This is a genomic window from candidate division WOR-3 bacterium (genome assembly GCA_039801245.1).
In the GTDB taxonomy this organism is placed as follows: domain Bacteria; phylum Hydrothermota; class Tepidihabitantia; order Tepidihabitantales; family Tepidihabitantaceae; genus JAOABP01.
This window is the reverse complement of the sequence record JBDRUF010000015.1, coordinates 1-12,657: the sequence shown is the minus strand read 5'-3', so window position 1 is coordinate 12,657 and position 12,657 is coordinate 1. Positions and strand designations below refer to the sequence as shown.

12 protein-coding genes are annotated in these 12,657 nt (G+C 52.0%); 7 read left to right on the top strand and 5 right to left on the bottom strand.

The window, feature by feature from the left end:
* The first annotated feature begins 23 nt into the window (after nt 1-23).
* The 7 genes from ABIK47_03380 (at nt 24) to ABIK47_03350 (ending at nt 7,647) form a co-directional block, all read left to right on the top strand.
* Nucleotides 24-1,400, top strand: a complete 1,377-nt coding sequence (locus ABIK47_03380; protein MEO0019667.1) for a PQQ-binding-like beta-propeller repeat protein — start codon at nt 24-26, stop codon at nt 1,398-1,400.
* Between the two features lie 3 nt (nt 1,401-1,403).
* Nucleotides 1,404-2,162 (top strand): YIP1 family protein, encoded by a 759-nt coding sequence (locus ABIK47_03375; GenBank protein MEO0019666.1) that lies wholly within the window; start codon nt 1,404-1,406, stop codon nt 2,160-2,162.
* Entirely contained in the window at nt 2,162-3,424 is a 1,263-nt protein-coding gene (locus tag ABIK47_03370; protein ID MEO0019665.1) for a TolC family protein, read from the top strand. Before ABIK47_03375 ends, ABIK47_03370 begins: the two co-directional genes overlap by 1 nt.
* A 13-nt stretch (nt 3,425-3,437) precedes the next feature.
* Complete coding sequence (locus ABIK47_03365; protein MEO0019664.1) at nt 3,438-4,538, top strand: efflux RND transporter periplasmic adaptor subunit; 1,101 nt, start codon at nt 3,438-3,440, stop codon at nt 4,536-4,538.
* 3 nt (nt 4,539-4,541) lie between these two features.
* Complete coding sequence (locus ABIK47_03360; protein MEO0019663.1) at nt 4,542-5,210, top strand: ABC transporter ATP-binding protein; 669 nt, start codon at nt 4,542-4,544, stop codon at nt 5,208-5,210.
* Nucleotides 5,211-5,212: 2 nt separating this feature from the next.
* The gene (locus tag ABIK47_03355; GenBank protein MEO0019662.1) at nt 5,213-6,451 is read left to right on the top strand and encodes an ABC transporter permease; all 1,239 of its coding nucleotides are present in this window, start codon (nt 5,213-5,215) and stop codon (nt 6,449-6,451) included.
* An 89-nt stretch (nt 6,452-6,540) separates the two neighbouring features.
* The gene (locus ABIK47_03350) at nt 6,541-7,647 is read left to right on the top strand and encodes a PilT/PilU family type 4a pilus ATPase (GenBank protein ID MEO0019661.1); all 1,107 of its coding nucleotides are present in this window, start codon (nt 6,541-6,543) and stop codon (nt 7,645-7,647) included.
* 81 nt (nt 7,648-7,728) lie between these two features.
* Here ABIK47_03350 and ABIK47_03345 read toward each other — a convergent pair whose 3' ends face one another.
* From ABIK47_03345 to ABIK47_03325, 5 genes are all read right to left on the bottom strand, one after another.
* On the bottom strand, nt 7,729-8,418 hold the full coding sequence (locus ABIK47_03345; protein ID MEO0019660.1) for a hypothetical protein: 690 nt from the start codon (nt 8,416-8,418) through the stop codon (nt 7,729-7,731).
* Nucleotides 8,418-8,837: a DUF5683 domain-containing protein gene (locus ABIK47_03340; GenBank protein ID MEO0019659.1), complete on the bottom strand. Its 420-nt coding sequence runs from the start codon at nt 8,835-8,837 to the stop codon at nt 8,418-8,420. Before ABIK47_03340 ends, ABIK47_03345 begins: the two co-directional genes overlap by 1 nt.
* On the bottom strand, nt 8,838-9,383 hold the full coding sequence (locus tag ABIK47_03335) for an OmpA family protein (GenBank protein MEO0019658.1): 546 nt from the start codon (nt 9,381-9,383) through the stop codon (nt 8,838-8,840).
* Nucleotides 9,380-12,010, bottom strand: a complete 2,631-nt coding sequence (locus ABIK47_03330) for a valine--tRNA ligase (GenBank protein MEO0019657.1) — start codon at nt 12,008-12,010, stop codon at nt 9,380-9,382. The genes ABIK47_03335 and ABIK47_03330 overlap by 4 nt, the downstream gene beginning before the upstream one ends.
* Nucleotides 12,011-12,247: 237 nt before the next feature.
* The coding region (locus ABIK47_03325) for an acetyl-CoA carboxylase biotin carboxylase subunit (GenBank protein MEO0019656.1) at nt 12,248-12,657 on the bottom strand (410 nt) is incomplete at its 5' end.

Below are 12,657 nucleotides of genomic sequence, written 5' to 3'. Positions count from 1 at the left end.
CTTTCTCGTTTACCATTTTCTTTATGATTCATCTCCTCTTTATTTTGTTTGCGATTTCCCCCCCGGACTCACTTATCCATCCGCTTAAAATTGATACCGTTGCCGAACTGGAACTCGCCATCTTCCCACCGAAAGATGCCCAGCCCCCATTTTCCTACATGATTGACTGGGGTGATGGTGAAACCCTGAACTGGACCGAGCCTTTCTACACCAACAACGAAATCTACCGTTACCACCGTTACCATGCCCTGGGCAAATTTGCCATCAGGGTAATGGCAAAGGACGGATCAGGCAATACATCCTTTTGGTCCAAACCCTGTTCAGTCCAGGTTGTTCCCTCCTTGGTCAAATGGTTCTTCCCTACCCTCGAACCGGTCGTCGCCTCACCTACGCTCGATTACAACGGCAACATCTACATCGGGGATGAAAGTGGCACCTTTTACTCCCTTTCCCCTGCCGGTGCCCTTCGCTGGACATTTTCTGCCCGCGGACCAATTTATGGTGCCTGTGCTGTTGTTAACGGACTTATCTATCTACCCTCCTTGGACTCGCACCTTTACTGCCTTGATACCTTGGGCAATCTCAAGTGGTCGGTCAACCTCGGTGACGAACTATGGACCTCACCCGCAGTCGCCCTTGACAAAAATATCTATCTTTTAACCGGGAGGGGAAAACTCATCAGCCTCACACCAAAAGGCAAAGTCCGCTTTACCATTCAACTTGGTGATGAAGGTTCATCGTCGCCAACAATCGGACCCAACGGCTTAATCTATGTGGCTGCCGACTCTATTTACTCCTTCAATTCCAAGGGCAAAAAAATCTGGGCTTTTGGAACACCGGACGGCTCCTACTTCTTTGCCGCACCGGTGATTGATGCCCAGGGGCAGATTTATGCTGGTAATTTTGACGGCTTTGTCTACTGCATTACAAAAGATGGCAGGTTGCGCTGGCGGACACCGGTCCCAGACCAGGATGAGATTCGCACCGAGGTCATATTTGGTCCTGATGGAACCCTATATTGCGGAACCGATGGCTACTATCTCTGCGCCAAGCCCCAAGCGGGCACATTCAAAAACATCTATGAAGCCCAGGATGCCATCTGCGCCACACCCGCAATAACCCAAGATGGAACGATTTATTTCCTCGCTGACGATGGCATCCTTTATGCGCTAAATCCCGCTGGTCAGATTGTTCTCACCCAGGAGATTGCTACTGGTGAGAAGGATATCTATTACGCATCCTCACCAGCAATTGCTTCGGACGGGACGGTATATGTGGGCTCTTGGGATGGCGGTGTCTATGCCCTTTTTGGTGATGCCCCACCGGCAAAAACCACCTGGCCGCAGTTTCGCTCAAATGTCCAGCACACCGGCAGGCTGACAATCCCAAAGGGGCGCTAATCGGTGTTTCACATAATTTTTTCGCCAACCCACCGCTTTGCCCAGCTAAAGGAAAAGCCGGATTGGCTGGCTCCTTTTATACTTGCCCTTATTTTGCCCCTTTTTATTGGCACCCTGAGTGTTATCATTTTACCCAGGCAGACACTTATCAATGCCACTGAAAACCGTATCAACCGGGTAAAGGGGTTCATTGAAAAGCAGGTGGAAACGGGCAAGATGCCTTCTGACCAGCGTGATGCCGCCATTGAGCGGATTGAAAAGACCGCGCAGGTGGAATTGGATTTATATGAGCGGGCATCAAAGATAAACCTCTTTTTCCGCTTCCTTGTCCGCAGCCTGCCCGCCACCATCTGGTCCGCATTGCAGCTCCTCATCTGGACAACAGTCCTCAACCTCCTTTTACCGCTTTTGGGCGCGGGTTCAAGTTTTGGCAGGCTCTGGGCAATCACCACCAACAGCGCCCTGGTCCGCATTCCGGCAGCGGTTTTCCGGGTCCTGTTGATATTAAGCACTAACAAAATTACCGCCACTACCAGCCTCCTATTGCTTGCACCCTCCGCACCACTTTACCTAAAAGGGGTTCTTGCCTGCATAGATATCTTTACCCTCTGGGAGTTGGGGCTTACCAGCCTCGGGCTGAAGGTAATCTTTAACCTTGATTTAAAGCGCACCTCAGCCCTTGTTTTCGGTCTCTGGTTTATTTATGTCCTTATTCTTGCAGGACTTAGCACCCTTTCCGGCGGACTTGCCTTTCCGGACTGATGCCGGTAATTCAATTTGCCATTGCGCTCTCCTTTCTCTTAATATCCACCACCTCTACTGATACCCTTTATCTCAGCCTTGATGAGGCATTACAACTGGCGCTCAAAGGAAGCCCGGGGGTGGTGGAGGGGACCGCCTCCAGGGTGGATGCCGCTGTAAGCCTGGGGAGGGGTATAAGTAATCTATTACCAACACCTTCCGCCACTCTAACCGGTGCAAAAAACGAACTGGCAACAGCCTGGAAAGGTGATATCACCATCACTCAGGTTGTTTTTGACCCTTTGGTTTATGCCGGTCTAATTAATGGCATTATTAACTTCTGTTACCACTCCCTTGATGCGCGGGAAAAAATCTCAAGGCTGGTTTATGATGTTACCACAGACTACTTCCAGTTGCTGAAAAGCCAACTTTTGTTTGCGGGTGCCCAAAAGGCGCTCGCTCAGGCAGAGGAAAGCCAAAGATTAACAGCCGAAAGGTTTCGCCTTGGTCAGGCGGCAAAAATTGACCTCCTCCGCAGTCAGGCTTTTTACTCCCAGGCACAACTGAACCTGTTAAGTGCGGAAAAGGCGCTTACCCTTGCCCAGTCAAACCTCTGCGCCCGTCTTGGCATCAGTTCCAGAAGACCCCTCAGGGCAAAACAGGAACTGGGGCAACCGGCAGAGCTCTCAGTTCACGACCCTGATAGCCTCCTTTTAATGATGGAAAAATTTAACCCCGGGGTCAGGATGCTGAAGGATTTGAAAATGGTTGCCGCCATCAACCTTCTTGCCTCCTTTGCTCGGATTCTGCCCGGGTTCAATCTCTATCGCTCCTATCAATATAGCGACACCACCTTTCCCCGCAGCTATCAGCACTGGCAGGAGAAATCCACTCGCGTTGACGGTATCAGTTTAACATTCCCCATTGCTGACATCAAAACCTTTATTTTGAACATCGGCGACGCCCTTGCCGGCTCCCGTCGTGCCCGTGCTGCACTTGCCCGTGCCCGGCTGCAGTTACGCGCGGCTGCGCAAGGGGCGATCCTTGGCTATGAAGAGGCACGGAGGCGTTACGAGCAGGCAGAACTGAACCTTGAACTCAACCGGGAGTTATATGAACTTGCCGCCACCCAGTACCGCCTGGGAGCACTTTCTTTATCAGAACTGTTAGAGGCTGAAATCGGTTTAACCCAGGCTGAGGCAACGTATCTTTCTGCCCTTTGCGACACCTATATCCAGTCCGCGGAGATTGCCTATCTTTTAGGCAAAACCGCATGGAAATAAAAAAGGAGGGAAATTGAACAGACCCTTAAAACTAACCCTGATAATCATCGGCATCCTCGTATTACTTTTTGTCTTTATTATCCTTAACCGCTCCCGGAGAGAGGCTGGGGTTCAGTGTGAGACAAAGGTGGTGGGGTATGGCTCAATACTTTCAAAGGTAAGCGCCACCGGCACCTTGCGTGCCCGTGCCCAAGTCAATCTGCAGGCCCAGGTAATGGGTGTGGTCAAAAGGGTGCGGGTAAAGGAAGGGGATTGGGTCCGGCGGGGTGATACGCTCTTGGAGATGGACCGTCAGGGTTACGAGGCGCAACTGGTGCTTGCCCGTGCCCAGTTCAATCAGACCCGGCTCAAGCATGCCAGGGTGGAAAGCCTTTATGCCCGGGGTCTTATCCCACCAGAGCAGTTTGAGGCTTCGAAAACCGCTTATGAGGTGGCTGAAGCCCAATTTCTCCAGGCACAAGACCAGTATGAGAAAACTGTCATCTGTGCGCCCATCGCCGGTGTGGTGACCAAGGTGAACATCAAAGAGGGTGAGACCGCCATCATCGGCACGATGAACTATTCCGGGACGGTACTTTTGGTCATTGCCGACCTTTCCGAGATGGAGGCGCTGGTTGAGGTTGATGAAACCGATGTGGTTGCGCTTGAGCCCAAGCAAAGGGCAACGATAACCGTTGACGCCCTCCCAGACACCACCTTCACCGGTGAGGTGATTAGGGTTGGCTATATGCCGGTGCAGAAGACGCTCACCACTGAACAGACCGCCACCAACTTTGAGGTGGAAATAGCGATAGAAGGCACCAACGCTTCCCTCCGTCCGGGGATGACGGTTCATGCCGAAATCGTCACCGCCCGCTTGGACTCAGTTTTGGTGGTGCCGATTCAGGCGGTGGGAAGAAGGGTTTTTAAAGGAAAGGAGACCGAGACGGTATTTGTGGTGAAAAAGGGCAGGGCGGTCTTAACACCAATTCGCACCGGCAAGTCATCAGACACCGAGATTGAAATCCTTGAGGGTCTTGGCCCGGGCGATGAGGTCATCATCGGACCCTACAAACTCCTTTCCCGTTTAACCGATGGCACCCAGGTTAATCCCAAAGAGGTAAAGGGCGATTGAGCCTTGCTGATTAAAACTGAACAAATTGTCAAGACATACTCTCTGGGCAAAACCGTTGTCCGCGCCCTTGATGGGGTTGACCTGGAAATTGAAAAGGGTGAGTATGTTGCCCTGATGGGTCCATCCGGCTCGGGCAAATCCACCTTGATGCACATCCTTGGCTGTCTTGATACCCCGGATTCAGGTCGGTATCTCTTTAACGGCGAGGACACCCGGGGGAAAGGTGACCGCGAACTTGCCCGGCTGCGCAACAAGGCGTTCGGATTTGTTTTCCAGAACTACAGCCTGCTCCCTCGGCTGAGCGCGCTTGCCAATGTCTCCCTCCCTTTAATTTATGCCGGCGTTAGCCGCAAGGAACGGATTAGGCGCGCCCAAGAACTTTTAGAGATGGTCGGGCTCGCTGAGCGGCTTCATCACCGTCCCAATGAACTTTCTGGTGGTGAGATGCAAAGGGTGGCAATCGCCCGTGCCCTTGCCAATCATCCCACCGTAATTCTTGCTGACGAACCTACCGGTAACCTTGACTCCAAAACCGGGGCAGAGATAATGCGTCTCTTTGACCGGCTGGCGGCTGAAGGCAACACTATTGTTATTGTTACCCACGACCAGACGGTTGCCCAACACGCCCGCCGAATTGTCAGACTCAGGGATGGCAGGGTAGTTCCGGAGTAAAAATGCCCTTTTACGAGCTTTTCAAACTTGCCTTAGGCACATTTCACACCAACCGTCTGCGCTCCTTTCTGACCGTTCTTGGTATCATCATCGGTGTAATGACCGTTATCGCCATCATCTCTTTAATTCAGGGAATGAACTATGAGGTTGAGCGCCAGATCGCCTCCCTTGGTTCCAATTCAATCATCCTTCAGAAGGTGTCTTGGGGTATGGGACGAATTGACTGGGAGGAGATATCAAAAAGACCCGACCTAACTATTGGAGACGCCTTGGCAATCGCCCGTCTGCCATTAGTGGAAAATGTGGCGCCGTTTCGCGGAAGGCAGATTAGCCGGCTCAACTATCGCGGCCGAAAGGTAACAGGGATTGAGATTGGGGGTGTTACCCCGTCCTATGCAGCAATTGCCAATTACAGGATTGAGACTGGCAGATTCATTAACTCCGATGACAGTCTGCGCAAAAGGCAGGTATGTGTGATTGGTGGCTATGTTGTGGACAACCTCTTTCCTGACGAGGACCCGCTGGGCAAGAAACTCATCATCGAAGGCAAAAGCTTTACCATCATCGGCACCCTGCAACGAAAAGGCAGTTTTTTGGGTCAGACAATGGACAATATCATTATTATCCCGCTCTCAGCATTTGAAAAGGGTTTTGCGCCCCAGAAGGGGTATGGCGAACTTGCCCACAGTATGAGCATTATGATAGCACCAAAAAAGGGGGTCGCGCTGGAGAAGGTTATTGACCAGGTTCGGGAACTTATGCGCCGGCGCCACGGTCTGGGCTATGACAAGCCTGACGACTTTGGCATCAATACCCAAGAAACGCTCAGGGAAATATACCGTAACATCACCCGGGTCGCCTTCATCGTGATGATTGCGGTTGCCGCCATCTCCCTACTTGTCGGCGGGATCGGGATTATGAACATTATGCTCGTTGCGGTAGCAGAAAGGACCCGCGAGATTGGCTTGAGAAAGGCGCTGGGTGCTACCACCCGTGACATTCTTTATCAATTCCTTTTGGAGTCAGTGTTACTTGCCCTTGCCGGCGGTGCAATTGGAATCGCACTTGGTCTGGGCATTGCCAAGGTTGTTGAAATTACGGCTCATCTCAGAGCAGCGGCACCGCTCTGGACTATTATCCTTGGCTTTGGATTTTCTGCTACTGTTGGCATTTTCTTTGGGATTTATCCAGCATCTCGGGCGGCAAGACTCAACCCCATAACCGCTTTGCGGTATGAATAGGAAAAGGGACGCCAATAACGGGAAGGCGCTGGCCATCCATTTATAAAACTGCTTGACATGAGCCTCTGGGGGGGTATAATAATTAAGTAATGTCGGACGAAGAGTATTTCGATTCGCTTCTCGCAGAGTGCATTAGGCGGAACGCCTCTGACCTTCATTTAACCGTTGGTCGTCCGCCAACCTTGCGTATCGACGGACTTCTCCATCCGATTGAAAAATGCCCGGTGCTCACCCCCGACAAAACCGAAAGCTTCAAGAATATCGCCACGAAGGACCTGCGCCATCTCCGTGCCCAGATTGACAATGGTGGTGGAGGCGACTTTGCGCTCAACTTCAAAAATATGGCTCGCTTCCGGGTGGCGGTGTATAAACAGAAAGGCTATTTTGGGCTGGCTTTGCGGTTGATTCCACGACGCATCCTCTCATTTGAAGAACTTTTTGTGCCTACCTATCTCATCCCCCGCATCAAGGCCCTGCTTGACCGACCTCACGGCTTAATCCTCGTCACCGGACCAACTGGTATGGGAAAAACCACCACCCAAGCGACATTTGTTGACTACATTCTTGAAAGCCCGCGCCATGTTCTGACCATTGAAGACCCGATTGAGTTCGTTCACGACCACAAGAAAGGTTTGGTTACCCAGCGCGAGGTTGGTGTTGATGTCTCCAGTTTCCGTGAAGCGATTATGAAGGGGTTGCGCTCCAACCCCAATGTGATTCTCGTTGCCGAAATCCGTGATTTGGCAACTGCCGAAGCAACTATTTGGGCAGCCGAGTCCGGACACCTTGTCATTGGCACCTTGCACACCACCAACGCGCCGGAAACGGTCACCCGCTTCATCGACATCTTCCCACCAGAAATCCGCGACCAGATAAGAATCCAGTTTTCCATATCCTTGCTGGCGGTGTTCTCCCAGCGGCTCCTCTTAAGGGCAGAGGGCAAGGGCAGAATCGGCTGCTTTGAAATAATGATGGCAACACCGGCGGTTCGTAACCTTATCCGCGAGCGTAAGATTGAACACCTGAACTCGGCGATTCAGACCGGGAGCGCTGAAGGTAGCATATCCTACGATGCCTATCTTGCCGAACTGTATCGCGCTGGCAAAGTAACTTACGAAACCGCCATTGCTTCAGCCTTTGACCCGAAAGGGTTTAGAGAACTGGTTGAATTCGGCGCCAAAGCCCGGCGGCACTGAAAAACGCTTCACCCACGGTTTTGGGTTACGGGTCAGGGCTCAATGCCCAGATAACCCTTTATTCTTAACCTGTTTTTATTACTAAATTACCGCCCGCCGCTCCCGAGTTATTACTATCACCTGATTGTTAGGTAAAGATTCCCAGTTGATACCGGGAAGGTCAACTATTGGCGGTGAAGAAACAACCCGAAGAAGTTCGCCCTTACCGAGCCAGAGCCTTGTTTCACTCTGCCTATTATCCCCAAACCGGCAGAATGTTACCATCGTGTCTGCCGAGATCAAACATAGCGAAATCTCCCACTCCTCGGATTCAGGGAAAATTGCCGATAACGACTCAGCAGGCTTATCTGGGTTAAACCGCTCCAATATATGCATAAATAAAATCTCCCCAGGGTCAGGACCATCAGGGCACCGCGATTCGGAGATTAACCTCTCGGGATGGGGTATCTGACCGATATGACAAAATGCCCAAGCACCTCCCGACCCCCACCTAAAAAAGGGCTGGACCAAACGGGGGGACAAAATCTGATTTTGATTATGCAGATAGAGCAACGCCATATCAGTCCTGACCTCAACAAGTTGTCCAAAAACCGCGTTATCGCTCCTTGACCGGGGTGACCTTACCGCCTCAAGGCGGTTGCCATAACAGTAAACCACCCCCCAACCACCTGCCGGTTCCCCACCCTCGTTTAATTTTATCCCAGGCAAAAGCCCTGCAGACAGAAACCACTCCATCGTAAATCTGCCTGCGGCAGCAAAAAATTTCGGCATTACCTCAAAGATAGTTGAATCCCCAAACGATTGGGCGCCAAATCAAGCCTCATCTCCTGGTCAAACCCAAACATCTGAGCAGAAACATAGGCGTCTGCCATTGAAAAAACCACCAGTGCCGCCGTCCACCAGAGCAATGTATTTCTTCGCTCCCGGTGCTGATAATAACCACTACTATCCTGAACCGCAAGCGCCTGTTTCATTTTGATATGCTCCTTGTAGGCAAAATAACCCAATCCCATTTCCGCTGGCGCGATAATTGCCGCCTTCCAGTAATTCCGGGTATAAACCTGCCCACCACCAGGTATGAGAAGGGATAGTAACACCGCCCTGCCCGGTGATTTCCTTACCTCAGTTTTTAACAATGTATCGCTCTGCAGTTGCGTCATTAGAAAAAGGGCAAAAATTAGGGTGCCCATTTACCGAACAAGTGCGACAATTTCCACCCGGCGGTTAAGAAACTGGGCATCAGCACCCCCTCGTGGAATCAGCGGTCTTGTATCCCCTGCACCCATCACCACCACCCTTTCCGCGGGAACGCCTAAAGAAACCAGACGCCTGGCAACCACTGCTGCTGCCGCTGCCGAATAATCCCAGTTTGACCGCCAGGGTGCGGGCGGAACCTTGCTATCGGTATGACCAATCACCTCAACCCTGCCACCCCGCAACTGGGCACCAATTCCCCTCAAAACCGTCTCACCCTGAGAGGAAAGCCTTAGCTCCGCAGGACTGGTAAACAACTCATCAAACCGGTAACTGGTGCAAAAAATGGTATCCTCCCCAGATGTTACCATCTTCAGGCTGTCGGTTAGCTCCTCAACCCTTTGGGTCCACATCTTAATCTCCTGCTCCAACCGCACCACCTTTGCCTGGATGGGCAGATAACTAAGGTTATAGAAAATTAAACTGAGCGCTGCCAGTGCCAGAAAAAGTATCCAGCCCAGACTGTTCAAAAACCCTTTCACTCTTGATAGGCCTCCAGTTGCCGGCTCAAACGCTCGAGCCGGCTGGCAAACTCCTCTCTCCGTCTCTCTTCCCTTTCAACCACCTCTGCCTTTGCCCGCGCTAAGAAATCCGGATTGGCAAGCCGCTGGTCAATCTCCCTTACCAAACCCTTCAACTCCTCCATCTCCCTCCTTACGCGCTCCAGCTCCCTTTTCACATCCACAATCCCCGCAAGCGGAATATAAGCCTCCCAGTCAGGAAAGACGATTGCTGATGATGCCCGTGGGCGTACTGATTCAAACCTGAGCCTTGACACCTTTGCCAGTTCTTTAATCAGCCCCTCCTCCTCCTTTAAAAAACGAATAAATTTTTCATCACTGGTGTTCACCACGCACTCAATCGCGCTCTTTGCCGGCACCCTCATCTCTGCCCGCACCTGCCTGATGCCAATGATTAAATCCCGCATCCGCTCCACATCCTTCACCCCGGCTTCAGTGTGGGGAAAGGCAACCGGCCAGCAAGAATCAAGGATTGAACCCTCACCAAATCTTAAACGGTGCCAGAGCTCCTCGGTAATGAAAGGCATTATCGGGTGCAAGAGTTGCAAACTGCCCTTCATCAATGCGGTTAAAACTGCAATTGCTGTTGGGTCTTTTGCTTTCATCCTGGGCTTGGCAAACTCCAGATACCAGTCACAAAGGTCGTGCCAGAAAAACTCATATAGCGCCTGTGCCGCCGAGGAAAAGTTATAATTGTCAAACCCTTTATTCACCCTCTCGAGTGTCTGATTGAAACAGCCGACAATCCAGTTGTCAATCGGGTTCAAGCTCTCGGCTTGCGGAAATTCCGAGCGCTCATTAGTGACAAACGGCGCCACCAGCCGGCAGGCGTTCCAGACCTTGTTGGCAAAGTTCCTGCCCAGTTCAAACCGCTCATCCCAGAGCCGGTAACTCTGGGACTGGCTCTCAAGATAGGCAATCGTGAACCGGCAGGCATCGGTCCCGTATTTTTCAATTATCTCCAAAGGGTCAACCCCGACCCCTTTTGAACGGCTCATCCGCGCGCCATGGCGGTCAAGGACAGTTGAATGGATATAGACATCAACAAATGGAATCCTGCCGGTAAAAAATATACTTGAGAATATCATCCTTGCCTCCCAGCGGAAGATGATGTCCGGGTCGGTGGTAAGGAAATCGGTCGGGAAAAATGTCCGGTAGTCAACTGTTTCCTCGGGCCAGCCCATCGTCGCAAACGGCCAGAGCGCTGATGAAAACCAGGTGTCAAGGACATCCTCATCCTGGCGGAGTTTTTCCCCACCGCAGCGCGGGCATCGCTGCGGCTCCTCCCGCGCAACTATCCGCTCCCCGCACGGGCAGTACCAGACCGGAATCCGGTGCCCCCACCACAACTGGCGGGAAATGCACCAGTCCCTCACCTGACCCATCCAGTCTAAATAAACCTTTTTCCAGCGCTCCGGATAAAACCTCACCTTGCCCTGCTCAACCACCCTAATTGCCGGCTCTGCCAATGGCTTCATCCGCACAAACCACTGCTCGCTTGCCAGAGGTTCAATCACCGTGCCGCACCGGTCGCAGGTCCCAACCGCATGGATGTAATCCTCAATCTTCTCCAAGCGCCCCTGCGCCCTTAAATCCTCAATCACCGCCTGCCGGCACTCCTCCCTTGTCATCCCCTGATATCTCCTTGGCACCAGGTTGGTCATTCTGCCATCATCACCAATCACCTTGACCCGCTCAAGTTTGTGCCGCTCACCAATCTCAAAGTCCACCGGGTCGTGTGCCGGCGTCACCTTCACCGCGCCGGTGCCAAAGCCCATCTCCACCGCCTCATCGGCAATCACCGGAATCTTCCTCTCGGTTAAGGGCAGAGAGAGCATCTTGCCCACAAGGTGCTGATAACGCTCATCATTGGGATTGACCGCAACCGCGGTATCGCCCAACATCGTCTCCGGTCTTGTCGTTGCCACCACCACAAACTTCCCCTCATCATCCATTAGCGGATAACGGATATACCAGAGATAGGACCTTTCCTCCTTGTCCTTCACCTCCAGATCTGAGAGTGCGGTCAGGCAGCGCGGGCACCAGTTGACAATCCGCAACCCGCGGTAAATCAGCCCCTTCTCATAATAGCGGACAAAAGCCTCACGCACCGCCCGCGCACACACCTCATCAAGGGTAAACCGAAACCGGGTCCAGTCCAAGAGGCAGCCCAGCCGGCGCAACTGCTTGACAATCTCATTACCGTACTTCTCCTTCCACTCCCAGGCGCGCTTGAGAAACTCCTCCCTGCCAAGGTCAAATCTGGTCTTGCCCTCCTTTGCCAGCATCTGCTCAACCTTCACCTGCGTACCGATCCCGGCATGGTCGGTTCCCGGCAGCCAGAGCGTCTCATAACCCTGCATCTTCTTCCTGCGGATGAGAATATCGGGCAGGGTGTTGTCAAGAGCATGACCCATATGCAGGGAACCGGTAACATTGGGTGGCGGAATCACAATGGAAAACTTTGGCTTTGGTGAATCGGGCTTGGCGGTGCAATAGCCATTCTCCTCCCAGAACCGATACCATTTCTCCTCTACCGGCTTTGGGTCGTATCTTGAAGGAAAATCGTTCAATTTATTCTCACACATTATTGGTATTATAAGGAAGGTGCAGGCGTGGTCAAGGATAAGAGGATTTTTACGAACGCTCCCCCTTATTTAGAGCCCGATTTTTCAAAAAATTAACACCCAATCTTTGTCTGATTTAGTTAAAATTTTATCTTCCAATGCCTTGGCAAATTTTACCAAGAAAAGGATGGCAGGTCCTCCCCACCACCCCGGTTATAATCAGGTTGAGGTTAAGGAATTTCCATTCACCCTCGGCCGCTACCAGACATCATCAAGAAGGGTTGTTGTAAGGTTGGCTTTGCGAAACCTCGGGCTGGAAAGAAGTCGGCGGTGAAACTCAACCGTTGTTGAAATACCCTGGATTGTTGTCTCATAGAGCGCCCTTTCCATCCTTCTTATCGCCTCATCCCGATCTCTACCCCAGGAGATGATTTTGGCAATCAATGGGTCATAAAATGGCGGCACCTTATAACCGTGATAGACATAACCGTCAACCCTGATTCCCGGACCATTGGGCAGAAAAAGGTCGGCAATCAATCCCGGTGATGGCTGAAAGTCATTGTCCGGGTCCTCAGCATAAATCCGGCATTCAATAGCGTGCCCGATTGGCCAGTCCGGGCTTTCCTTGACCTCAAGCCTTTCACCGCTGGCAATCTTCAGTTGCTCAC